The sequence below is a fragment of the Rhodococcus sp. IEGM 1366 genome (assembly GCF_033142425.1).
Lineage (GTDB): Bacteria > Actinomycetota > Actinomycetes > Mycobacteriales > Mycobacteriaceae > Rhodococcus_F > Rhodococcus_F globerula.
This window is the reverse complement of record NZ_JAWLRZ010000001.1, coordinates 228,767-250,170: the sequence shown is the minus strand read 5'-3', so window position 1 is coordinate 250,170 and position 21,404 is coordinate 228,767. Positions and strand designations below refer to the sequence as shown.

General features: G+C 61.2%; 24 protein-coding genes. 8 read left to right on the top strand and 16 right to left on the bottom strand.

Translation table 11 applies throughout. The annotated features are described in order from the left end of the window. Nucleotides 1-9: 9 nt before the first annotated feature. The 4 genes from benB to R4P64_RS01285 form a co-directional block, all read right to left on the bottom strand. Nucleotides 10-519, bottom strand: a complete 510-nt coding sequence (benB, locus tag R4P64_RS01300; protein ID WP_219110303.1) for a benzoate 1,2-dioxygenase small subunit — start codon at nucleotides 517-519, stop codon at nucleotides 10-12. A gap of 14 nt (nucleotides 520-533) precedes the next feature. After that, nucleotides 534-1,931: a benzoate 1,2-dioxygenase large subunit gene (gene benA, locus R4P64_RS01295; RefSeq protein WP_095887312.1), complete on the bottom strand. Its 1,398-nt coding sequence runs from the start codon at nucleotides 1,929-1,931 to the stop codon at nucleotides 534-536. Between the two features lie 234 nt (nucleotides 1,932-2,165). Further along, entirely contained in the window at nucleotides 2,166-3,794 is a 1,629-nt protein-coding gene (locus R4P64_RS01290) for a 4-hydroxyphenylacetate 3-hydroxylase family protein (RefSeq protein WP_033233584.1), read from the bottom strand. An 11-nt stretch (nucleotides 3,795-3,805) separates the two neighbouring features. Next, entirely contained in the window at nucleotides 3,806-4,375 is a 570-nt protein-coding gene (locus tag R4P64_RS01285) for a flavin reductase family protein (protein WP_317818942.1), read from the bottom strand. A gap of 272 nt (nucleotides 4,376-4,647) precedes the next feature. Between R4P64_RS01285 and R4P64_RS01280 the strand changes: the two genes are divergently transcribed. Next, nucleotides 4,648-5,586 carry an AraC family transcriptional regulator gene (locus R4P64_RS01280; RefSeq protein WP_233365842.1) on the top strand — a complete coding sequence of 313 codons (939 nt, stop codon included), beginning with the start codon at nucleotides 4,648-4,650 and terminating at the stop codon, nucleotides 5,584-5,586. Here the strand turns inward: R4P64_RS01280 and R4P64_RS01275 are convergent. Then, the gene (locus tag R4P64_RS01275) at nucleotides 5,583-6,353 is read right to left on the bottom strand and encodes an IclR family transcriptional regulator (RefSeq protein ID WP_317818940.1); all 771 of its coding nucleotides are present in this window, start codon (nucleotides 6,351-6,353) and stop codon (nucleotides 5,583-5,585) included. The genes R4P64_RS01280 and R4P64_RS01275 overlap by 4 nt on opposite strands. A 199-nt stretch (nucleotides 6,354-6,552) precedes the next feature. Between R4P64_RS01275 and catA the strand changes: the two genes are divergently transcribed. The 3 genes from catA to catC are packed head-to-tail and all read left to right on the top strand — an operon-like array spanning nucleotide 6,553 to nucleotide 8,838. Further along, on the top strand, nucleotides 6,553-7,392 hold the full coding sequence (catA, locus tag R4P64_RS01270) for a catechol 1,2-dioxygenase (protein WP_141486796.1): 840 nt from the start codon (nucleotides 6,553-6,555) through the stop codon (nucleotides 7,390-7,392). A gap of 29 nt (nucleotides 7,393-7,421) precedes the next feature. Then, on the top strand, nucleotides 7,422-8,543 hold the full coding sequence (locus tag R4P64_RS01265) for a muconate/chloromuconate family cycloisomerase (RefSeq protein ID WP_317818939.1): 1,122 nt from the start codon (nucleotides 7,422-7,424) through the stop codon (nucleotides 8,541-8,543). A 13-nt stretch (nucleotides 8,544-8,556) separates the two neighbouring features. After that, complete coding sequence (catC, locus tag R4P64_RS01260; protein ID WP_045065374.1) at nucleotides 8,557-8,838, top strand: muconolactone Delta-isomerase; 282 nt, start codon at nucleotides 8,557-8,559, stop codon at nucleotides 8,836-8,838. Between the two features lie 59 nt (nucleotides 8,839-8,897). Here the strand turns inward: catC and R4P64_RS01255 are convergent, their stop codons facing one another. From R4P64_RS01255 to R4P64_RS01245, 3 genes are all read right to left on the bottom strand, one after another. Beyond that, complete coding sequence (locus tag R4P64_RS01255) at nucleotides 8,898-10,013, bottom strand: NDMA-dependent alcohol dehydrogenase (RefSeq protein WP_317818938.1); 1,116 nt, start codon at nucleotides 10,011-10,013, stop codon at nucleotides 8,898-8,900. Between the two features lie 105 nt (nucleotides 10,014-10,118). Beyond that, the gene (locus R4P64_RS01250; RefSeq protein WP_317818937.1) at nucleotides 10,119-11,834 is read right to left on the bottom strand and encodes a PucR family transcriptional regulator; all 1,716 of its coding nucleotides are present in this window, start codon (nucleotides 11,832-11,834) and stop codon (nucleotides 10,119-10,121) included. A 77-nt stretch (nucleotides 11,835-11,911) separates the two neighbouring features. Further along, nucleotides 11,912-13,249: an ABC1 kinase family protein gene (locus R4P64_RS01245; RefSeq protein WP_411742636.1), complete on the bottom strand. Its 1,338-nt coding sequence runs from the start codon at nucleotides 13,247-13,249 to the stop codon at nucleotides 11,912-11,914. A gap of 206 nt (nucleotides 13,250-13,455) precedes the next feature. On the opposite strand from R4P64_RS01245, the gene R4P64_RS01240 reads away from it, so the two are divergent. Together R4P64_RS01240 and R4P64_RS01235 are read left to right on the top strand one after the other, a co-directional pair. Then, nucleotides 13,456-14,175: a 2OG-Fe(II) oxygenase gene (locus R4P64_RS01240; protein WP_317819727.1), complete on the top strand. Its 720-nt coding sequence runs from the start codon at nucleotides 13,456-13,458 to the stop codon at nucleotides 14,173-14,175. Further along, nucleotides 14,165-14,458, top strand: coding sequence for an Ada metal-binding domain-containing protein (locus R4P64_RS01235; RefSeq protein WP_317819725.1), 294 nt, complete (start codon nucleotides 14,165-14,167; stop codon nucleotides 14,456-14,458). Before R4P64_RS01240 ends, R4P64_RS01235 begins: the two co-directional genes overlap by 11 nt. Here the strand turns inward: R4P64_RS01235 and R4P64_RS01230 are convergent. Genes R4P64_RS01230 through R4P64_RS01220 form a run of 3 tightly spaced genes read right to left on the bottom strand, consistent with a single transcriptional unit; the run spans nucleotide 14,421 to nucleotide 15,719 of the window. After that, the gene (locus R4P64_RS01230; protein WP_095887306.1) at nucleotides 14,421-14,849 is read right to left on the bottom strand and encodes a VOC family protein; all 429 of its coding nucleotides are present in this window, start codon (nucleotides 14,847-14,849) and stop codon (nucleotides 14,421-14,423) included. The two genes, R4P64_RS01235 and R4P64_RS01230, sit on opposite strands and share 38 nt — an antisense overlap. 40 nt (nucleotides 14,850-14,889) lie before the next feature. Next, a complete protein-coding gene (locus R4P64_RS01225) occupies nucleotides 14,890-15,372 on the bottom strand; it encodes an SRPBCC family protein (protein WP_033233574.1) in 483 nt (160 codons plus the stop codon). Further along, nucleotides 15,369-15,719, bottom strand: coding sequence for an ArsR/SmtB family transcription factor (locus tag R4P64_RS01220; protein ID WP_033233572.1), 351 nt, complete (start codon nucleotides 15,717-15,719; stop codon nucleotides 15,369-15,371). Before R4P64_RS01220 ends, R4P64_RS01225 begins: the two co-directional genes overlap by 4 nt. Before the next feature lie 94 nt (nucleotides 15,720-15,813). On the opposite strand from R4P64_RS01220, the gene R4P64_RS01215 reads away from it, so the two are divergent. Further along, the gene (locus R4P64_RS01215; RefSeq protein ID WP_172937049.1) at nucleotides 15,814-16,464 is read left to right on the top strand and encodes an alpha-ketoglutarate-dependent dioxygenase AlkB family protein; all 651 of its coding nucleotides are present in this window, start codon (nucleotides 15,814-15,816) and stop codon (nucleotides 16,462-16,464) included. Nucleotides 16,465-16,469: 5 nt separating this feature from the next. On the opposite strand, the gene R4P64_RS01210 is transcribed toward R4P64_RS01215, so the two are convergent. The 4 genes from R4P64_RS01210 to R4P64_RS01195 form a co-directional block, all read right to left on the bottom strand. Then, entirely contained in the window at nucleotides 16,470-16,928 is a 459-nt protein-coding gene (locus R4P64_RS01210) for a hypothetical protein (RefSeq protein ID WP_317818934.1), read from the bottom strand. Nucleotides 16,929-16,999: 71 nt separating this feature from the next. Next, complete coding sequence (locus R4P64_RS01205) at nucleotides 17,000-17,413, bottom strand: cupin domain-containing protein (RefSeq protein WP_317818933.1); 414 nt, start codon at nucleotides 17,411-17,413, stop codon at nucleotides 17,000-17,002. Nucleotides 17,414-17,427: 14 nt separating this feature from the next. Then, nucleotides 17,428-18,870: an MFS transporter gene (locus R4P64_RS01200; protein WP_317818932.1), complete on the bottom strand. Its 1,443-nt coding sequence runs from the start codon at nucleotides 18,868-18,870 to the stop codon at nucleotides 17,428-17,430. A 3-nt stretch (nucleotides 18,871-18,873) separates the two neighbouring features. Further along, nucleotides 18,874-19,911, bottom strand: a complete 1,038-nt coding sequence (locus R4P64_RS01195) for a zinc-dependent alcohol dehydrogenase family protein (protein ID WP_116102603.1) — start codon at nucleotides 19,909-19,911, stop codon at nucleotides 18,874-18,876. 136 nt (nucleotides 19,912-20,047) lie between these two features. Here R4P64_RS01195 and R4P64_RS01190 point away from each other — a divergent pair, with 136 nt between their 5' ends. Continuing rightward, on the top strand, nucleotides 20,048-20,932 hold the full coding sequence (locus R4P64_RS01190; RefSeq protein WP_033233564.1) for a helix-turn-helix transcriptional regulator: 885 nt from the start codon (nucleotides 20,048-20,050) through the stop codon (nucleotides 20,930-20,932). Between the two features lie 6 nt (nucleotides 20,933-20,938). Here the strand turns inward: R4P64_RS01190 and R4P64_RS01185 are convergent, their stop codons facing one another. Continuing rightward, nucleotides 20,939-21,400: an RrF2 family transcriptional regulator gene (locus R4P64_RS01185; protein ID WP_045065355.1), complete on the bottom strand. Its 462-nt coding sequence runs from the start codon at nucleotides 21,398-21,400 to the stop codon at nucleotides 20,939-20,941. Between the last annotated feature and the right edge of the window lie 4 nt (nucleotides 21,401-21,404).

Sequence of the window (21,404 nt, the reverse complement as noted above, 5' to 3'; positions counted from 1 at the left end):
TCGTAAACGTCAGAAGTGATAGATGTCGACAACATGATGGATGTAGTCGTTCTTGAGGACTACCTTCTTCTTCAGGATCAACGGCTGCTCGCCCGAGAAATCGATCGTGTAATGCGAGGTGCCGAAGTAGGTGTCGACGGTGTTGTAACGGAAGTACAGCGTGAACCAGTTGAAGCGGACGTCAACCACGGAGCCGCGCTCTTCGACCACTTCCACGTTGGTGATGTTGTGGCCGGTGCGGGGCTCGGGAAGACTTGTCGCGCTGGAACGATCGGTGCGGATGCGAAATACGCGATCTTCGATGCCGCCCCGGTTGGGGTAGTAGATCAATGAGATTTCCGCCTGCGGATCGGTAGTCAGTTCACCGTCGTCGGCCCAGGCGGGCATCCAGTACTCGGAATCGGGGTGGTAGCACTCGATCCACTTCTCGAATTCACGATCGTCGAGATAGCGGGCTTCGCGGTAGAGGAACTGCTGCACGGATTCGAGGGTGACGGCATTGGCGGTTGCTAGTGTCATGGTGATCGAGATCCTCAGTTGGTCCGGGCAGAAGCGGCTTGTTCGGCATCGACCGCGGCGATCATGGCGTCGCGCCAGTAGCCGTGCTGAATCGGGTACAGGCCTTCGTCCTCGGTCTTGGATCCGCTGGAGAGAACGCGGTCCATGCCTAGGTCCTTGGCAACGTCATTGGGTCCGGAAATTTGGTGTGTCACACCACGGCTCAGATCATTCCACGGCGCACCGGCGGCCTGATAGGTCTTCTGGCAGGACCGGAACTCTTCGAGGTCGTCCGGGGTGGCCATGCCGCTTGCATTGAAGAAGTCCTCGTACTGACGGATGCGGTTGCTTCGGGCTGCGGCACTTTCGCCCTTGGGCGCGATGCAGTAGATCGTGACTTCGGTCTGGTCAACAGAGATCGGGCGGAAGTGCCGGATCTGACTGCTGAACTGATCCATGAGGTAGACGTTCGGATAGAGGCAGAGGTTCCTTGACGCACCAACCATGAATTCGGCCTTCTTGGAACCGAACTGAGCCTCCAGCTCCGCTTTACGCTCGAACAGTGGGCGGTCTTCGGGATTGCCCCACCACATCCACAGAAGGAGGTGTCCGTAGTCGTAGGAGAAGTATCCGCCGCCCTGCTTACCCCAGGTACCGGCGTCCATCGCCTTGGTTTCGTTGGCCGATTCTCCGGCCGTGCGGCGGGCTGTGGTGGCGGCGTAGTTCCAGTGCGTCGAGGACACGTGGTAGCCGTCAGCGCCGTTCTCGGTCTGCAACTTCCAGTTGCCGTCGTACGTGTAGGTGGAGGCGCCGCGCAGCACTTCGAGTCCGTCGGGTGACTGGTCGACGATCATGTCGATCACCTTCGTGGTGTCACCGAGATGTTCTTCGAGGGGCAGGACGTCGGGATTGAGGCTGCCGAAGAGGAACCCTCGATAATTTTCGAATCGTGCGACCTTGGTCAGGTCGTGTGAGCCGTCCTTGTTGAACTGTTCCGGGTAGCCGCCGGTCCGAGCATCCTTGGCCTTGAGGAGCTTTCCACTGTTGTTGAACGTCCATCCGTGGAACGGGCAGGTGAAGGTGGTTCGGTTATCTGTCTTGCGGCGGCAGAGCATCGCGCCGCGGTGGCTGCAGGCATTGATCAGTGCGCCGAGTTCGCCATCCTTGTTTCGGGTGATGACGATGGGCTGACGGCCCATGTAGGTGGTGAAGTAGTCGCCGACGTTGGGGATCTGACTCTCGTGCGCGAGGTAGATCCAATTGCCCTCGAAAATGTGGGTCATCTCGAGGTCGAACAGCTGCTCGTCCGTGAAGACGCTGCGCCGTACCTGGTAGCGGCCGGTCTCCGGGTCCTCGACGAGAGCGTCGTCGAGGGCAGCGCGCATTTTCGCGTATTTGTCTGTGCTCTGAGCAGCGTCCAACATATCTGTCATGGGGTCCTCCAGCTCGACTAGGCGACCAGCTGCGATTACCGAGGGCTGTCGGTATCTGCTTGGGGCCTGCTTTCCGGACGGGGCTGTGTCCGGTACTGGATTCACCTTGACATTCTGTGTTGCGGGTCACACTAGGCATATGCCTAGTCCTGACCCAGGGCATGGTGTTCGTGAACGTGGTCCTGCCGTCAGGGCGGACTCGGCACCGCGAGTCCGCCCTGACGGTGGCGGGAGTTACCGGTTCTTGAAGAAGGAGACGTCGTCGTTGCCGATCAAGTCCGGAACCGTCCAGCCGTCGAGGTCGTATTCACTCAGGCACTGTTCCGCCAGGCCTTTCATGGAACTGGCGTGCCCACGATTCTGCGCGGCGAAGAGGAGTTCCGCCTTGACGTTCTCGTGGTTACCCGAGTAATTCCGCTCGTACAGCTCGTGCCGGCCGCCGAACTCGGTACCGATCGAATCCCACAGAGCCTTCATGACTTTGACGCGGTCGACGGCGGTGATCCCGTCGGAACCTCGAACGTACTTGTCGAGGTAGGGGCGCACGTCCGGGCTCTTGAAGTCGAGTGAACTCGACGGCAGGTAGATCAGGCCCGACGCGACGTCCTGTTCGATGATCTCCTTGATCCGGGGGTATCCCTGGATCATGAACATCCGATAGGTGAGGCCGTACTCGAGCTTCGGTATCACCGAATCCCCGACCCACTGTTCGGGATCGCGTGCCATCGATTCGGTCAACGACCAGAAGAGGTTTCGCCACCCGATCACTTCGCCGACACGGGTCTGGACTCCGCGGAAGCCACCGGCGCCGGTGGCTTCGAGTGCCTTCATCAACAGGCCGGCGATGAAGTCGAGCTTTACGGCCAGCCGAGTGCAGCCCTGAAAGGTGAAGCGCGGCAGGAACCCCGACTGAGGGAAGAATGCGTTGATCCGGTCGACGTCGCCGTACATGAAGACGTTCTCCCACGGCACCAGCACCTTGTCGAAGACGAAGATGGTGTCGTTCTCATCCATGCGGCTCGACAGCGGGTAGTCGAACGGACTGCCCATCACCGCAGCATGTTCGGTGTACGAGGTGCGGCAGATCAGTTTCACGCCCGGGGCGTCCATCGGTACCGTGCAGATCAGGGCGAACTGCTTCTTCTTGATCGGCAGACCGTAGTGAGCGATGAAGTTGTAGTTGGTGATCGCCGACCCGGTGGCGACCACCTTGGCGCCGCTGACGATCAAACCGGCGTCGGTTTCCTTCTCCACCTTCATGAAGACGTCGCCGACCTCGTCCGGTGGAAGTTGGCGATCCACAGGGGGATTGATGATCGCGTGGTTCCAGTACAGAACCTTCTCCTGCGATTCGCGGTACCAGCGCTCGGCGTTGTCCTGGAACGGTGCGTACAACTCCTTGTTGGCGTGGAGGGTTCCCAGGAAACTTGCCTTGTAGTCGGGGGAGCGGCCCATCCAGCCGTAGGTCATACGAGCCCACGTCGCGATGGCGTCGCGCTCTTTGAGCAGATCAGCCGACGACGTCGGGGTGCGGAAGAACGGCATGGTGACACCGCCGTTGCCCGTGTCGGTCGGAACAGTCAGGGCGTCCACGTGCTCGCCGGTGTGCAGAGCGTCGTACAGCCTTGCGGTCATACGGATCGGATTCCGGAAAGCGGGATGCGTCGTGACGTCCTTGACACGATCTCCGTGGAGCCAGATCTCGCGACCGTCCTGCAGGCTCGAGATGTACTCGTCGCCGGTCATCGGCCGGGTGGCGAAGTTCTTCGTGCGGTTGGCTTCGCAATCGGCGGCCGGATTGGCCTGTGGCGCTCCGGAATCTGCGGGGTCGACGCCGGTGGGAGGAATTTCGGTGGTCGTCATGGCAAAGCCTTTCAGATCGTTTGAGGTGCGGGCTGAAGATGAATCGGAGTGAAGGAAGTGGTGGCGTCGAACCACCCGCTGTGCGGGTCGTCCTGACTGCCGTTCCAGACGGTGGTCGACGAGGTAGCGCCTAGATCGTGAAAAGTGCTTCGGTAGAAGAGGAGTGGATCCTTGCCGCTGGACTGTGCGTCCACGATCTCGCCGATGAAGATGATGTGATCACCGCCGTCGTACTCCTTCCACGGGATGCACGAGATGGTTGCTGCGGCGCCGTCGAGCAGGGGAGCGGTCGGTCCGTCGATCCATCGCGGCTCGGTGCGCTGTGGCCGGCCCGCAAAATGCATGGCCGTGTCTACTTGGTCGGAGGCAAGGATGTTCACGGCAAACGGCGCGTTGCCGAGGTAGCCGCACGCCTTGGACTTTCGCGTCATCGTTATCTGGCACAAGCGTGGTTCCAGGGAGATTGCCGTGAATGCGGTGACCGTGGCCCCGTGTGGCTGACCGTCGGCGTTGCTGCAGGTGATGACGGTGACGCCGCTGGCGAATTGGCCGAAGATGCCTCGAAGCTGATTTTGTTCCATGACCGGACCTCCTTGTCGGATGGCTGGTGAGTGAGAGTGCCGCGAAGTGCGGGAGGCGGAAGTAGCAGACGACTCGCGCCGGGAGTGAAGACGAACGTACGGCGAGCGCGGCCTTCGGTCGATCCGTACAGCGCGGTGTCTATCCGGATTGCGCACCCGATCACGACCGGTACCCGTTTTTCCTTGGAGGTGACCGGGGACACAGTGTTCAATGATGTTCAGCGCCCATGCTCGGCAATGTGGCTGGTCACGGGTTGGGAAGGTGAAGGACGATGGTCGATTCCATGATCGGTACAGCTCCGCGGGACTGGGACGAGGCATGTCATGCGGTGTCGGATGCCTACTTCCCGCACACGCTGACGCCGTTGTCACGGCACGCGGCCAGTGGAGTCGGGGTGTGCACCGCTGAGTTGGGTCCGCTGCGGATCGCTCATATTCGATGGGGCGCAGACGTCGCAGTCGAATCCGATCATCCCGGTGCCTACGGGGTGAACATCCCGCTCTCAGGCGAGCTCGAGTCGGTGTTCGCGGGATCGCACGTGCTCTCGACGGAGGGTGTGGCGACGGTGTGTCCACCCGACATCACCACAAGAATCACGCGGTGGAGCGCGGACTGCGAGATTGTCGGAGTCCGGATGGACCGCGAATACCTCGACCGCGAGATGGAGAAGGTACTCGGCCGGCCCGGAATGCACTTGCCTGATCAGGTGGATCTTCGGGGAGACGACGGAGCTAGATGGCTGAAATTTGTTCGCTCACTGTCGGATCAGATCCTCGGCCCGGTTGGAGTGCTGCACAACGAACTGGTGGCAGGCCAGCTCTCCGGCGCTGTGATCTCGGCGTTTGTCCTTGCCGCGATGCCCGAAAGTGAGGATGCGGTGCGACACGCCAGGCCGCGCATCGTCAAGCGCGTACTCGACGAGATGCACGACGACCCGGCCAGGGTGTGGACCGCAGCGGAGATGGCCGAAGTGGCGGGCGTCAGCGTACGGAGATTGCAGGAAGGATTTCGGCAGTACGTGGGCCGGAGCCCGTCGGAATGCCTGCTCGACATCCGTCTCGAACGGGTCCACGCAGATCTGCGCGATGCCGACGACTCGACGACGGTCACCGATGTTGCTGTGAGATGGGGTTTTACGCACACCGGACGGTTTGCGTCGTCATTCCGGCGTAAGTACGGTCTGTTGCCTTCTGAAGTATTGAGAAGTTAGCTCCGGTATCCCATGTCTGCGCTGAGTTGATTTGCCTTCTCCATGAGGAAAGGTGCGACGTCGGTGCGGAAGGCTTCCGGGGTAGTTCGTCCCGCCGAGGTTGAACACGCTGTCACGCCGACGACGCTTCCGCCGGCATCGCGGACGGGGGCGGCGAGGGAGATCAAACCGTCTTCGAGTTCCTCGGAGGTGAGGGCGTAGCCCTGTTCGCGCACAACACGAAGCGCGGTGTGGAATGCGCCTTCGTCGGTGATCGTGGTGGGTGTGAGGGCGTCGAACGTGGAGTTTGCGATGACGTTGTCAACGATGTCGGTTGGCGCCCATGCGAGCAGGGCGCGGCCCATGGAGGTGGCATATGCAGGCACTCGGGTGCCGACGCTGACGTTGATGCTCATGATCCGGCGGACGGGTACACGGGCGGCGTAGACCACGTCGACGCCGTCTAGCACGCCCAGTGACGCCGACTCGTGAGTGTGTTCTGCGATCTCCAGCAGGCGGGGGAGTGCCGCCTCCGTCAGGGCGTGTGACGCCGAATAGTGCTGTCCGATGCTCAGAACGCGAGGGGTGAGCGACCACCGACTGTTGTTGCCGGTGACGTACCCGAGCTTTTGAAGGGTGAGGAGGATGCGCCGCACGGCAGGGCGGGAGAGCCCTGTTTCAGCGGCAAGATCGGCGAGCGACGGATTGGGATTCTTCTCGTCGAATGCCGTCAGTACCGCAAATCCACGCTCGATGCTCTGGATGTAATCGCGATCGTTCTCGGTCAAGGGATAGCCCTTCAGCTGCGGTTATGTCGACGTAGTACGCCCGAAGGTTGACAAAGGTCTGTGATTGGGCGCACAGTACAAGCGTACGCACAGCGTAACAGATGTACGCAGAGCGTACAACCAGACTTGGGAAGCCGACTCAGCCCAGCAGTACGGCGCCCACCCGGTAACAGCCATACACGGCCCCGAGGAGGACCACATGACCACTTCCGAGAGCCCCACCGCAGTAGGTTCGGGCACCGCCGCCACCGACAAGTTCCTCCAGGAACGAGTCAGTGCGGACACCCCGCCCGAGCGTGTCTCGGCCATCGCCAAGGACGTCCTCGAAGCACTTGCCGGCGTCATCGACAAGCATGGTGTCACCTACCCCGAGTATCGGGTTCTCAAGCAGTGGCTGATTGACATCGGCCAGTTCGGTGAATGGCCGCTGTGGCTGGACGTCTTCCTCGAGCACAACGTCGAAGAGGTTGCGTACCGCGGCCAGAGCGGTACGAAGGGCAGCATCGAGGGACCGTACTACGTGGCCGACGCCAAGACATTGGCGGCTAAGTGCGAACTTCCCATGCGTGACAACGAGGTTGGATCGAAGCTGGTCTTCGAGGGGCAGGTCCGTGACCTCGACGGCAACGGGTTGGACGGGGCCACCGTCGAGCTGTGGCATGCGGACGACGAGGGCTACTACTCCCATTTCGCGCCGCACATCCCCGACGGGAACCTCCGCGGAACGATCGTGACCGACGGGGAGGGACGGTTCGAGATCACCACGATTCAGCCTGCGCCGTACCAGATTCCGACCGACGGCCCCACCGGATGGTTCATCGAGAAGGCCGGCTGGCACCCGTGGCGTCCGGCTCACCTGCACCTCATGGTGAAGGCTCCCGGCAAGCGCACGATCACTACGCAGCTCTATTTCAAGGACGGTGAGTGGATCGAGAACGACGTGGCAACCGCCACGAAGCCCGAACTGATTCTCGATCCGAAGCCGGGTGCCGATGGAATCAACCGGGTCACGTACGACTTCGTGCTCGACCCGGCCTGATCCACAACTGTTCGAAAGAAAGTGATTTGATGACAGACCTGTCGATCGTCTCCATCGAGACGTCCATCCTCGACGTCCCGCTGGTTCGCCCCCACAAGTTCGCCACCACGTCGATGACGGCGCAGCCGTTGTTGCTGGTCGCGATCCGCACGTCCGACGGAGTGATCGGTTACGGCGAAGGTGTCGTTCCGGGCGGCCCGTGGTGGGGCGGCGAATCGGTGGAGACGATGCAGGTCATCATCGAGAAGTACATCGCGCCCGTAGTTGTCGGCAGGCGCGTCGATCAGATCACTGCGATCATGGCCGACATCGAGAAGGTTGTTGCCAATACGCGATTCGCGAAGGCTGCCGTCGACGTGGCGTTGCACGATGCCTGGGCTCGCAGCCTGGGCGTGCCGGTGCACACGCTGCTCGGCGGGGCCTTCCGTGAAAGCGTCGACGTCACATGGGCACTGGGTGCTGCGCCGGCGGCAGAGATCATCGAGGAAGCTCACGAAAAGCTCGAAGCCCGACTCAATTTCAGCTTCAAACTCAAGATGGGCGCACTTGATCCTGCCGTCGATGTTGCGCGCATCGTCGAGATCGCGCAGGCGCTCGACGGTCATGCCGGTGTCCGCGTCGACGTCAACGCGCGGTGGGATCGCTTCACTGCGCTGCGGTACCTGCCGAAACTCGCCGAGGGGGGCGTCGAGTTGATCGAACAGCCCACTCCGGCAGACCAAATCGAGGTTCTCGCAGAACTCAGTTGGCTGTTACCGATTCCGATCATGGCCGACGAGAGCGTGCAGACGCCGCACGACGCTCTGGAAATCGCACGTCGCAGCGCTGCCGACGTCATCGCGCTCAAGACCACCAAATGCGGTGGGTTGCAGCGTAGCCGCGAGGTCGTCGCGATTGCCAAGGCTGCGGGTATCGCGTGCCACGGTGCGACGTCCATCGAAGGGCCGATCGGTACGGCGGCTTCGTTGCACTTCGCCTGCGCCGAGCCCGGAATCAACTTCGGAACAGAGCTTTTCGGACCGTTGCTCTTCAGTGAGGAATTGCTCCAGGAACCCCTGAAGTATTCCGAAGGTCAGTTGCACCTTCCCTCCGGGCCTGGCCTGGGAGTCGAACTGAACATGGACGCCGTCAAAACCTGGACCAGGAACTAGAGGATTAAAGAACATGGCACTGTTTCACGTACGGATGGACGTCGACATTCCACGCGATCTGGACCCGGTGGTGCGCGCGGAGACCGTAGCCACGGAGAAGGCGTACTCGCAAGACCTTCAGCGCCAGGGCAAGTGGGTGCATTTGTGGCGAATCGTGGGTCAGTTCAGCAACATCAGTATCTTCGACGTCGAGTCGGCTGACGAACTGCACGAGATTCTCTGGAATCTCCCCTTGTTCCCGTACATGAGCATCGAAGTCATGCCGTTGACGCAACACGGATCCTCGATCAAGTAGCCGGTCATGCTGCGAGTTCTGTCTGGACTCGACTTGAGGTCGAGTCCAGACAGCGTGTGCTAGAAGTTGATAACGCCGCGGAGGTTCCGGCCGGAATGCATGTCGGCAAAGCCGTCGTTGATCTGATCGAGGGAGTAGCGGTTGGTGATCAACCCGTCGAGGTTGAGCTTTCCGCTCGTGTAGAGATCGATCATCCACGGGATGTCGGCAGTCGGGTTGGAGGCGCCGAAGAGCGATCCCTGAATTCTCTTCTGGTACAGCGTGAGTTCCATCAGGCTCACCGGAATTCCGATGTCCGTCATCTTGCCCAGTCCGGTGACCACGCAGGTTCCGGCCTTGCGAATCGACGAGAAAGCCTGTGCCACATGGTCTCCAGTGGTCACGCCGACCGTGACGATCGCGGAGTCGGCACCCTGGCCGTTGGTGAAGGACCGAGCGATATCGGTTGCTTCTTCCATCGTCGACACTGCGTGTGTGGCACCGAATTTCAGGGAGCTCGTGCGTTTGAAATCGACGGGGTCCACCGCAATGATGTGCGCGGCGCCGGCGTGCGCGGCGCCTTGAACTGCATTGATTCCGATGCCGCCGACGCCCATGACGATCACGGTCTGGCCCGGGTACACCTGGGCGGAGTTGACGGCTGCACCCCAACCGGTGCCGACGCCGCAGCCCAGCAGACACAGCGTCTCGAGCGGAAGGTGCTTGTCCACCTTGACGGCGGAGAGTGTGCTGACCGTGGTGTATTCGCTGAAGGTGGAGAGGCCGCAGGTCTGTGAAACCGGTTCGCCGTCCAACGACATGCGGTAGCTTTCGGCGTCGCCGGGACGACCACCCGTCATGATTGCTGCGCCGTTGTCGCACAGGTTCTGAATTCCGCTTGCACACCAACGGCATCGGCCACAGGCGGCAAGGAAGGAGAAGATGACGTGGTCGCCTTCTGTCCATCCCTCGGTGTTCGGGCCGACCTCGACCACAACGCCTGCACCTTCGTGGCCACCGCAGATGGGGTAGCGGCCTACTGCGTGATCGCCGCTGGCGATGTGGTCGTCGGAATGGCACAGGCCGGAGGCAACCATTTTGACGGTCAGTTCATTGGTGCGAGGTGAATCGAGTTCGAGGTCGACGACTTCGTACTTGCCGGGCGCTTGACGGATGACGGCTCCGCGAGTTCTCAAGGGTGCTCCTGAGTTAGACGTTCGATTCATTGACGAGTGTTATGTACCGCGCAAGTGGTGCGCGGTACGTGACGTGTCTCGTTGATCGGACGGAGCGGTGGGGCGTCAGAGGGTGGGTGTCAGCCGTTCGGGTTCGGACGGTTCCCGGCTGACAAGTGCTAGTTGAAGCTCTGTCAGTAGTCGTGTGTCCGGTTCGTCGAGCGAGATTCCCATGATCTGCTCAGCGCGACGGACGCGGTACCGCAACGTGTTGGGGTGCACTTTCAGCAGGGCCGCAGCTTTTTTCACATCACCGAACGCAGCGAGGTAGCTCGTGAGTGTGAATTGCATGTCCGACGAGTTCTTGTCGTCGTAAGACAACAAGCGATCCACCCGGGGATCGCGCAGTCGGTCGTTGTCCCCGATCAGGTCGAGGATTTCGCCGAGTAGCACTGCGGTGCGGGAGGCAGCCAGAGTTGTGACGCGGGAGGGCGTGTCGCCGGGAGCGTCGAGTACCCGGTCGACTTCTCTGCGGGCCTCTGGCACCCCGGACAGCCGGGGAATCATCACTGCGACCGCAGCCCGCGCGACGATGTCCGTCGAACTCTCCAGGTAGTGAACTGTGTCGGAGGCCCAGTCGCTGATCGGCGATTCGTCTTCTGCGCGAGGGAAGAGCACGTATATCCGGTCGACTATCGCCGTGGTGACGGCGTCACGTCGGAAAGCGCTGGCGTGCAGGCGCAGTGAGTTCGTCATCCGCCGCAACTCGGCCGGCGTCTGCTCGGTGGTCGCAAATCCCACCACCGCGGCCGGTCCGTCGAGGGATAGTGAGAGTGAATCCGCCAAGGAAGTGATATCGACTCCGCCGCCAAGGGCGCCGAACAGTCGCTGGATCTGGGCGCTCTCCCGGCGGGACGCGTCGAGTATCCGGATCACGATGCGTGAGGCCACTTCTGCTGCGCCGCGAAGCACCTCGTCGGAACCGTCGTGAAGTGGTGTTCCCGCAGTCTGGACCCAGATGGTTCCGAGATGCTGCTGGTGCACGCCGGAGGTAGCGACGCTTGTGCCGCGGCGCCGAATGCTGACGGCCAGCCGGTGTGCGGCGCCGAACTCCGGTGCGGCCGGGATGTCGATGACCTCGTCCGAGCGTCGTAGATGTTCGAATGTGCCTCGCTTCTGCAGCCATTCGCTGTAGCCACTCGGCCATTCGCGGCCGAGCACCGACCGTTGGTGTAATTCGTCCTCATTCTCGTGTCCGGTGGAATGGGCAAGGATGTGCTGGGCATTGTCGTTGATCGTGACCAAACCGCCGGTCAGTTCTGCGACTGTCTCGGAGAGCGCGAACAAGTCGGAATCGCCAGTGGGGTCAAGCCCAGAACCCTGAGCGGTTGCACGACGGCGGTAGGTGTTCTTGATGAGCAACTGCTGTATCAGCGAGTAGATATGACCGGAGCTGGCCTGCGGGTGAACGGACGCGAGCGCGATTCCCGACTTTTCCGCAGCCGCCCGCAATGCGCTTTCGTTGACGGCATTCTTGACGAGCATCAGCTTCGGCTTGTGCTCCGACGCGACCAGCCACTTGATCACCGAATCAATCGGAACTCCGACCGGCAGATACACGTCGGACAGTGCGCCCGGGGATTCCGTGCCGTCGATGTCGGAGTCTTCGAGGAGTGTCATTGATCGAATCTCGACGTCGAGCCCACCTGGGCTGACGAGTAACTCGATGATGGAACTGTCGAAGGACGTGATGAGCGTGCCGATGGTGGTTGCAGGGGTCGTTCCGCTGATTCGGTTGTCTGCGGACTTCTGCTCGGCAATGATGGCGGGTGCTGCTTGCACGGCGTGCTCCTAGCGCAGGGGGTTGCTTCAGATTAATCCCCGCGCCTGGATTGTCGTAGTAGTTAAGTTAGGCAGATTTATTCCGGAAGGGTGATTCCCAAATTGTGCGCCTTGGCCGTGACTTCGTCGGGAAACATATTCTTGAAAAGGTAAAGGTCCTGACCGATAACCCAGCCCGGTGCGAGCGCGGTGGCATAACGCTCGAAATAGCCGAGCTGCTTGCCGAACAGAACCAATTCCTCGGGGCTGGCCACACCCCATTGTCTGCCTAGCTGGATCAGCGTCATGATGAGTTCACTCAACTTGAGTTCTCCCAGGTCTCGGCCCAGAATTGGCGCTAATGCCGTGGCTACCTGCAGACCGAGTTGGTCGTCGTCCACCTCGTAGTCGGTGGCGTATCCCAAGGCGCGGATACCGCGCGCGACACGGGCGAAGTCTCCGTCGATCAATGTCGCGCGAAACATGTCGGTGAGAATTGTTCGCCACGTTTCGGGGAGAATTCCGACAATTCCGAAATCGAGCATCGCGATTCGACCGTCATCGAGGACCCAGAGATTTCCAGCGTGAACATCACCGTGAAATGGCCCGTGAACAATGACGGATTCGAGCCAAACCTTCACGCCTCGCCGAATCAGCATCCGGGCTTCGTCGACGCCGTCCGGACTCGCGACAAAACGATCGAGAGGGACACCCCGCATTCGCTCCATGCAGATCACTCGAGGCCCGCAGTAATCCCAGTACACCTCGGGCGTCGTCACGCCCGTGTTGTCGCCGAAAGCGCCGATGTTGTTCCGGAACGTTGTCTGTCGATCGGCTTCGACGGCACTGTTCAGTTCCGTCATCGTGGCAGTGTGCAGGTCGCGGATAATGGCCGTGGCGTTGGCTATCCGTAGGAATTCGACGAACTTCTCCAGAATTCTCGCGCCTCGATATGCGGCCCGGAGATCGATGAGCATGCGGGCGTAAATACCCGGCCGCTGAATTTTGATGACGGCTTCACGTCCGTCGTGCAGGACGCACGCATGCACTTGCGCCACCGATGCAGCCGCCAGCGGCTGATCGTCGAACGTCGCGAACAGTTCGGAGATCGAGTATCCGAGGTCGGCTTCCACGACGCTGCGAGCCTGCTGCGCTGGGAAAGGTGGCACGTCGTCAAGGCACCGAAGGCACGCATTGGCCAGTGGTGCCGGGAAAATACCCGACGACGACGCAACCAGTTGACCGAGCTTCACGAACGTCGGGCCAAGGGTGATGAAGCCGTCCACCAAGCCGTCGGAAGCCGCGTCAGCGATGGTGCGTCCGCGTCTGCGGAACGGCCACACGATCAGGGCAAGCATGATCGACGTGGACAACACCACCGCGATGACTGCCGATCGCCACAGCTGAGGGAGGCCGAATCGTTCCAGGTCAGGCATACGTACGTCGAGAGCGCCTACGGGCACCCCTGAAGAGTAGGGACCGACTGGACGTCGTGTGTGGTCCGGCACGGCTCTCCCTTGTTCAACGTTCGACTTTAGTCAGTATGCCGAGTCACACTAACTTGTCGAATGCGGGCAATGCCTCAGCCTACGTACAGCAGGGGCCGTTCTCACGTTTCTGCGCGCAGCATCGTCTACTTCGTATGGACCAGTTCACCGATTTGCCCGCTCGTGTTGATTCCCTCGATTGGCCTGCGCTGATCGAGGGAATCAACACGAGCGGGTGTGCGCAGACGGGACCGTTGCTCGACGAGTCGGAATGCAAGGAAATTGCGTCCTGGTACGCGGAGGTGGGCCGATTTCGGAGCACGATCGACATGGCCAGGTACCGATTCGGGCAAGGGGAGTACCGATACTTTCGTGATCCGGTACCGGACCCGATCACGGTCATGCGAGCCGCCTTCTACCGGCAGCTTCTGCCTGTTGCGCGTGAGTGGGCTTTCAACCTGGGGGATCACGCGCCCTGGCCGGATACCTTCGACGAATGGATCGAGTTGTGTCATGACGGCGGCCAACAGCGTCCGACGCCGATTCTGCTGTCCTACGGCCCTGGTGACTGGAATGCGCTGCACCGGGACCTGTACGGCGAGTTGGTATTTCCGATGCAAGTGGTGATCGGGCTGGACAAGCCGCACATCGATTACACGGGCGGTGAATTCATGATCGTGGAGCAGCGGCCGCGCGCCCAGTCCAAGGGAACCGTCATAGTGCTCGAGCAAGGACATGCCCTGATATTCACCACCAGGGACAGACCGGTTCCCAGAGCGCGCGGTTGGTCCAGAGCGCCTGTGCGGCACGGTGTCAGCGTCGTGAAGTCAGGGGCGCGTCGAACCTTGGGATTGGTGCTTCATGATGCCGAATAGGACGTACATCCTCCGTGATGCCGACAACAAGCCGTACGAGAGTCAGGCACCCGGAGTGCTTGGTGGACACCGGAAAACGAAGATCTACGGTCGACTCGACTGTCGCGGGGCGGCCCAGGCAATCGCGCGCGGTGGGTATGTCGCCAGTCGGGTGTTCTTCGCCGACGAGCCGACCGCGATTGCGGCCGGCTATCGACCCTGCGCTGTCTGCATGCCCGCGGACTATGCAGTGTGGAAGGCTGCTTCTACTGGCCGAAGCGGTCCTGGTACTCCTTCGGAATGAGTGGCTTTTCGCCGCGAACCTTCAGTTGCTGAACCGCCCAGGTGTTGCCGTCAGGATCGGAGAACCCGAAGAAGGTGCCGCCGTCACGCTCGTCGAAAACTGTGACCTCGCTGGCGTCGACGCCCCGGTCGATGAGCTCCTGCCTGGCCGCTGCCGCGTCGGACACAACCAATTGCAGGCCCTTCAACGAGCCGGGAGGCATCTCGGTTTGTGACGGCAGGTTGCCGATGACGATAGAACAACCCGATCCACGTGGCGTGAGCTGGGCGACCGTCATGTGCTCGTTCACGGTGTGGTGATCGAGATTGAATCCGACCTGATCGCGATAGAACGCAATGGAACGCCCCAGATCGCTGACCGGAACTATGACAACTTCAAGCGTCCAATCCATGAGAGTGCCTTTCGCAGTGAGTGATCGGGCAAACAGGTGATCAGGACTGTGCGACGATCTTGTCCAGGCGCTCGTAACCTTCGACGACGCCGCGTTCCATATTGCTCTCGATCATGCCGTCGCGCGCCTCGAGGCTCGGATATACGGAGTGGCCGGAGAGGCGGGTGCGCCCGTTGCCCAGATCTTCGAACGTCATGGATTCGATGCTGACCACATCGGGAAAGCCCTCGTATTCGAAGGTCTGGATGGCAAATTCGTTCTTACGAACAACGTGGAAAACGCCGTTGAACTTGTACTCGCCACCCTCTGGATCGCGGTGGATGTACTTGTATCGACCACCGCTGACAAAGTCGTATTCCTCGATGTCCATCTCGTAACCGTTGGGGCCGAGCCATTGCTTGACCAGTTCGGGATCGGAGTGAGCCGCGAACACGGCACTCACGGGTGCGTCGAATTCGCGTGTGATGTCGATGAACGGAACGCCCTCGGGCGCCGTGATCGTGACGGGATTGGTGGTGCTCATGGCTGTGTCTCCTTCTGTGTGGTGTGCAGTAGGTGATCAAGGTTTCGGAACTGTTGTTCGTGGACCAGTCGATAGCGGTCGATCCAGGCTGTCAAAGCCTCGAGTGCTGCGGCATTCAGGTGCACCGGGCGCCTCTGGGCGTCACGGCTGCGAGTGACCAACCCCGCTGCCTCGAGTACCTGAATATGTTTGGAGACAGCTTGTTTCGTGATTTCGAACGGCTCAGCCAGCTCGTTAACCGTTTGGGGTCCGGTACTCAGGCGGGCGATGATCCGTCGTCGTACCGGGTCGGCAAGTGCCATGAATGCTTTGTCGAGACGATCATCAGCCCCGGGGTCCACGATCACTTATCAACCAACTCCTTTATCAACCAATCTGTTGATTACGATACGAGTCGAGGTGAAGAGTGTCAATGCCTCGTCGCCTACTAGCCTGGAAATCATGAACGCCCTGATCCCGCGCCCGCGGATGGTGGTAGCCCCGGGAGCTGTTCACGTTCCGGATTGGCTAGGCGTAGACCAACAGCGCATGCTCGTGAGCGAATGCCGACGGTGGGCAACCGCCCCGGTCCCGATGCGCTCGGCGGTGGTCCCCGGTGGACACAAGATGTCCGTTCAAACCGTGTGCCTCGGCTGGCATTGGCAGCCGTACAAATACACGCGCACGGCCGACGACGTGAACGGTGCGGCTGTAGCCGCACTACCCGAGTGGCTGATCGAGTTGGGGCGCAAAGCTGTGCGAGTGGCATACGGAGATTCAGGTGAGATCTACACCCCCGACACGGCGCTGATCAACTTCTACGACGACGGCGCCCGGATGGGAATGCATCAGGACAAGGACGAGCGCTGCGACGCGCCCGTCGTGTCCCTGAGCATCGGCCAGAGTTGTGTCTTTCGGTTCGGGAACACTGAGAATCGCAATAAGCCGTACACCGACATCGAACTTCAGTCCGGCGACCTTTTCGTGTTCGGCGGTGCCTCACGCTTTGCTTATCACGGAGTCCCGAAAGTAATTGCAGGAAGCGCATATCCGGACAGCGGATTGATGTCCGGCCGGTTGAACATCACGCTTCGGGATACCGGAATGCGGTGAAGTTCTCAGGCTGCCGGTGCCCGTTTCACGCGTGAATTATGGATGAGGGCAGGAAGTATCAAAGCGAGAACTGACACCATCACGCACAGCCCGAGGAAGAGAAATGACCAATTCATTCCCGACGCCCGGAGTGCAGTCAAGGTGCCGGCTGCAAACAACGGCATACCGACTCCGGCAAGCAGGTCCATCTCGCGCGGAGACACCGGAGGGGCGCCCCACATCGGTATGCGTTTGCCCGAGTTCTCTATGAGAGTGCGCGATATCGACATGGCATAGAGGACTATGCCGACAACGCTGACGGCAACTCCCATCACAACAGGGCCGGATCCGGTTCTAGTCGAGAGCAGGGCATACGCAAAGACGCACATCGTTCCCAGCATGGCCGCCGCAGATTTCCATCTCGGGGTCGACGTCTGAATCGGGGCGTGAACGCTCACCGGCCGCATCGGTTCGAGTGGCTCCATGGGGCCAGCGTGCCATGAGTCAGACCGAAAACGAACTGATAATTCTGTTCCGGTCTCGATTCGCGCGGACTTTACCGGCGATTGCTACGAGCGGCGTTGTATTCCTCGTCGGTGACCTTGTCCCCCCACGTGGTTTCCGTGCTGCCGTCGCCGGGACCTTCCCACAATGCGAGGTGGGTCATGAAGTGGTCGGGCGCCGCGCCGTGCCAATGTTCTTCGCCGGGTGGTGTGTAGACGGTGTCGCCGGGGTGGGCCTCGATGATCTCGCCGCCGCGAGCCTGAATGAGGGCGGTGCCGGACACGATGTGCAAGGTCTGCCCCAGCGCGTGGGAGTGCCAGTCTGTGCGTGAGCACGGCGCAAAGCGAACCATGTTGGCGCGCATGCGTGACGGTTCTTGACCTGCGTAGATGACGTCCCACCAGACGTCACCGGTGAACCAGTCTGCGGGAGCCTTGCTCGTCTGCGGTTGCTTCAGAATCTCCATGGGAACTCCTGATGTTATGGCTGAACGATTTTCGGATGACTGTCTACCTGTCTTCGTTTACCCGCTGACGGCACGATGAAGACAAGAACTATGACGAGGCAACCGGCGAGGAGGCCGGCACCTGCGGTCAGTGCAGTCGAGATATGCTCGGTGAGTGCTTCTTTCGGGGATTCTGCAGCGGATCCGGCGCCGGCTGAGATCGCGACGAGAATGCCGAGTCCCAGTGCGCTACCCAGTTGGTGTGCTGTGTTGACCAGTCCGGACGCGGCTCCGGCGTCGTCGGCCTTCACCCCCGCGATTCCGGCAGCGGTGAGCGGCGCAAACGCGAGACCTTGGCCTGCGCCGATCAAGATCATCGGTAATGCAACGCCGCTCAGATAAGTGCTGCCCGAATGCACGAAGCTGAGCCAGGTCATACCCACCAAGGTGAGTGCCGCTCCTGCGGCGAGCAACGGAGCGTTCCCGAATCGAGGGGTCAAGCGCGGAATCAGCAGTGCAACTGCAAAATTGACGACAGTCATCGGGAAGAAGGCCACACCGGCTTGGAAAGCGCTGAATCCCATTGCGCCTTGCAGAAGTTGAGTGGTGAAGTAGAAGAATCCGATCATGGCGCCGAGGTACAGCATGCGGGCGGCGTAGGCGCCGGATCGTTCGCGAGAGCGGAAGAGTCGAAGCGGCATGATGGGTTGCTCCGCGCGCGATTCATTTCGAACCAGCAGAGCCAGGAGAACCACACCGAGCGTCAGCGGCAGGAAGGTCGTCGGTGATGCCGCGCCGGCTTCGGCGGAGTTGACTATGCCGAAGACCAATGCGGCCATTCCAAGTGTGGCGTAGACGGCTCCGGCTACATCGAAACGTCCTGTGCTCGGCTTCGTTTCGGGAATGAACCGCGGTGCCAGAACGATCATCGCGATGCCGATCGGGACGTTGATGAAAAATCCTGCGCGCCAGGAAACCCAATCGGCAAGGGCGCCGCCGATCACCAGGCCGAGGCTCGCGCCGATCCCGGCGGCTGCGCCGTACCAGGCAACCGCGCGTGTCCGTTCGCGCCCCGGAGGGAAGCTTGCCGTCAGCAGTGACAGTGACGCCGGCGCGACCACCGCGGCGCCGACGCCTTGGAAGGCGCGGGCCGCGATGAGCCACCAACCATTGGGAGCAACCCCGACCAGGAACGACGCGGCCGCGAAGATCGCCAACCCGGCCACAAAGATGCGGCGACGCCCGAAGATGTCGCCGAGTCTCGCGCCGAGGAGGAGCAGTCCGCCGAATACGAGGGTGTACGCGTCCTGCACCCAGGACAAACCGGTCGCCGAATACCCCATCTCGGCTGCGATGCTCGGCAGCCCGGTGAAGATGATGGAGTTGTCGAGCAGGATCATGAAGTAGCTGATCAGAATGATCGCCAGGATCGCGGTGGAATTGACGCGACCGGTCCGGGCAGTATCGACGGTGGTCATGCGTTAGGGCCGAACAAGAACTTTGAGAGCCTCACGAGTGTCCATCGCGCGGTAGGCGTCCGGTACCTCGTCGAGGTTGACTGTGCGGTCGAAAACCTTGCCCGGCTGGATCTTTCCGTCGAGCACGTCTGGCATGAGCTCCTCGATGTACGCGCGCACGGGAGCCGGGCCACCGGTGAGTGTGACGTTGGGTCCGAACAGGCTGCCGAAACCGACGGGCGCTACCTCGTACTGAGGTACACCGACGCGGCTGATGACACCGCCGGGGCGGACGACACCGATCGCTTGCTCGTAGGCGGGCATGTGGCCAACTGCTTCGAGCACAACATGGGTGCCGTCACCGCTGGTCAGTTCGCGGACCTTGGCGATGCCCTCGTCGCCGCGCTCGGCGACGATATCGGTTGCTCCGAACTCGATGCCCAGATCGGTGCGCGACTTGTGACGGCCCATGAGGATGATCCGCTCGGCGCCAAGTCGTTTGGCGGAGAGAACTGCCATGAGGCCGACTGCGCCATCGCCGATGACGGTGACCGAGGTGCGTTCGTTCACTCGACCCTTGACGGCAGCGTGGTAGCCGGTGCCCAGGACGTCGGACAGCGTGAGAAGTGAAGGGAGCAGTTCCGAGTCTTCGCTGACGGGTGCTTTGACCAGGGTGCCGTCGGCGAACGGCACGCGGATGGCCTCGGCCTGTGCGCCACCGATGCCGTTTCCGGCCCAGAAACCGCCGTGGCGGCACGACGTCTGCAGCCCTTCGCGGCAGAACTCGCAGGTTCCGTCGGACCAGGCGAACGGAGCGATGACAAAGTCACCCTTCTTCAGCGTGGCTACGTCGCCGCCGACCTCTTCGACGACCCCGACAAATTCGTGGCCCATCGGAGTGCCGCCTGGTGTGGCAGGCATGTCGTGGTACGGATGCAGGTCGGATCCGCAGACACATGCTCGAACGATGCGTACCAGTGCGTCGGTCGGCTGTTGCAGTGTGGGGTCAGGTACGTTCTCGACGCGAACGTCTCCGGCGCTGTACATGATGGTTGCGCGCATGATGAATCCTCTTGGTTGTTCGGTTCGCGGTGTCGATACCCAGTGAACCGTCCGCATCACCCTGGCGGGAGTTCCTGTCGTTCCAGGTACCGGCAGTACCTCCCTGCGGTTCGACGACTCGAGTAACGTAATCGGCATGGACAACCGAGCCGAGATCCGCGAGTTCCTCAGCTCCCGCCGTGCGCGAATAACTCCCGAGCAGGCGGGACTACCGGCGTACGGCGGAAACCGTCGGGTCAAAGGATTGCGCCGCGAAGAAGTTGCCTTGCTGGCGGGTGTCAGCATCGACTACTACGTGCGAATGGAACGCGGCAATCTGGCCGGAGCATCGGACTCGGTACTCGAAAGTCTTTCCCGGGCACTTCAACTCGACGAGGCCGAGCAGGATCACCTGTTCGATCTGGCGAAGACCGCAAGTGCGTCGGCTCCGCCGAAGCGCCGATCAGCACCCAAAGGTGTCAGTCCGGCCATTCAGCAGATACTCGACGCCATCACCGACGCCCCGGCGTGGGTTCGCAACGCCCGGCACGATATGTTAGCCGCCAATCGCATGGCCCGGGCGCTGTATTCGCCGGTATTGGCGGATCCACGTCGTCCCGCGAACAATGCACGGTTTGTGTACCTCGACCCGGCTTCGCAGGAATTTTTCACCGACTGGGAACGTGCCGCCGATGATATTGCGGCAATGCTCCGATCTGAGGCGGGGAAGAACCCGCACGACAAGGCGCTGACCGAACTGATCGGTGAATTAGCCACGCGCAGTGAGATATTCCGCACGCGATGGGCGAAACACAATGTGCGCTTTCATCGAACAGGTTTCAAGAAGGTGCATCATCCCGTTGTCGGAGACCTCGAGCTGAACTTCGAGGCGATGGAACTTCCGTCCAACCCCGGGCTGACGCTGCTGGTCTACACCGCGGCGCCGGGTACTCCGACGGCAGATGCGCTCAAAGTCTTGGCGAGTTGGGCGGCTACCCAGGATCAGTTGGATCCCGCCAACGACAAGGAATCTTCCCTGTAGGAGCACTCAGTTCGACGGTGCCGCCAGAACTTTCTTGAGAGCGGGGAGATCGAGAGTTGCCGCAAGATCTGCAATGGTGACTCCCGACAGCGAAGCACGCCATACCTTTTCGGCGTCGGCCATAACCTTGGCGATACCGCACGGGGCGAGGCACTGCTCCGGTGGCGCGGCGAGGATCCCTTGTTGCCGAATCTCCGTGCACCGGAAGGCAGGTTCCTTACCGTCGACGGCCTGAACGACGTCGAGAACTGTGATGTCTTCGGGTGGCCGGGTCAGGACGTATCCACCGTCGCGGCCCTCAGTCGGATTGACAAGACCGGCCTGCGCCAGGGCGCGCAGATGTTTTGCCAGGTATGTCTTCGACACCCCGTGCAGTTCGGCGAGTCTGGCCGTGGGGACCGGGCCTTGCGCTTGGCTGAGGACCACACAGCAATGGAGCGACCACTCCACTCCTCCGGAAAGCTTCATGCCA

Coding starts and splice junctions, on each gene's coding strand:
- benB (WP_219110303.1), bottom strand. CDS start 519: ATGACACTAGCAACCGCCAATGCCGTCACCCTCGAATCCGTGCAGCAG.
- benA (WP_095887312.1), bottom strand. CDS start 1,931: ATGACAGATATGTTGGACGCTGCTCAGAGCACAGACAAATACGCGAAA.
- R4P64_RS01290 (WP_033233584.1), bottom strand. CDS start 3,794: ATGACGACCACCGAAATTCCTCCCACCGGCGTCGACCCCGCAGATTCC.
- R4P64_RS01285 (WP_317818942.1), bottom strand. CDS start 4,375: ATGGAACAAAATCAGCTTCGAGGCATCTTCGGCCAATTCGCCAGCGGC.
- R4P64_RS01280 (WP_233365842.1), top strand. CDS start 4,648: ATGGTCGATTCCATGATCGGTACAGCTCCGCGGGACTGGGACGAGGCA.
- catA (WP_141486796.1), top strand. CDS start 6,553: ATGACCACTTCCGAGAGCCCCACCGCAGTAGGTTCGGGCACCGCCGCC.
- R4P64_RS01265 (WP_317818939.1), top strand. CDS start 7,422: ATGACAGACCTGTCGATCGTCTCCATCGAGACGTCCATCCTCGACGTC.
- catC (WP_045065374.1), top strand. CDS start 8,557: ATGGCACTGTTTCACGTACGGATGGACGTCGACATTCCACGCGATCTG.
- R4P64_RS01245 (WP_411742636.1), bottom strand. CDS start 13,249: ATGCCTGACCTGGAACGATTCGGCCTCCCTCAGCTGTGGCGATCGGCA.
- R4P64_RS01240 (WP_317819727.1), top strand. CDS start 13,456: ATGGACCAGTTCACCGATTTGCCCGCTCGTGTTGATTCCCTCGATTGG.
- R4P64_RS01235 (WP_317819725.1), top strand. CDS start 14,165: ATGCCGAATAGGACGTACATCCTCCGTGATGCCGACAACAAGCCGTAC.
- R4P64_RS01230 (WP_095887306.1), bottom strand. CDS start 14,849: ATGGATTGGACGCTTGAAGTTGTCATAGTTCCGGTCAGCGATCTGGGG.
- R4P64_RS01225 (WP_033233574.1), bottom strand. CDS start 15,372: ATGAGCACCACCAATCCCGTCACGATCACGGCGCCCGAGGGCGTTCCG.
- R4P64_RS01215 (WP_172937049.1), top strand. CDS start 15,814: ATGAACGCCCTGATCCCGCGCCCGCGGATGGTGGTAGCCCCGGGAGCT.
- R4P64_RS01210 (WP_317818934.1), bottom strand. CDS start 16,928: ATGGAGCCACTCGAACCGATGCGGCCGGTGAGCGTTCACGCCCCGATT.
- R4P64_RS01205 (WP_317818933.1), bottom strand. CDS start 17,413: ATGGAGATTCTGAAGCAACCGCAGACGAGCAAGGCTCCCGCAGACTGG.
- R4P64_RS01200 (WP_317818932.1), bottom strand. CDS start 18,870: ATGACCACCGTCGATACTGCCCGGACCGGTCGCGTCAATTCCACCGCG.
- R4P64_RS01195 (WP_116102603.1), bottom strand. CDS start 19,911: ATGCGCGCAACCATCATGTACAGCGCCGGAGACGTTCGCGTCGAGAAC.
- R4P64_RS01190 (WP_033233564.1), top strand. CDS start 20,048: ATGGACAACCGAGCCGAGATCCGCGAGTTCCTCAGCTCCCGCCGTGCG.
- R4P64_RS01185 (WP_045065355.1), bottom strand. CDS start 21,400: ATGAAGCTTTCCGGAGGAGTGGAGTGGTCGCTCCATTGCTGTGTGGTC.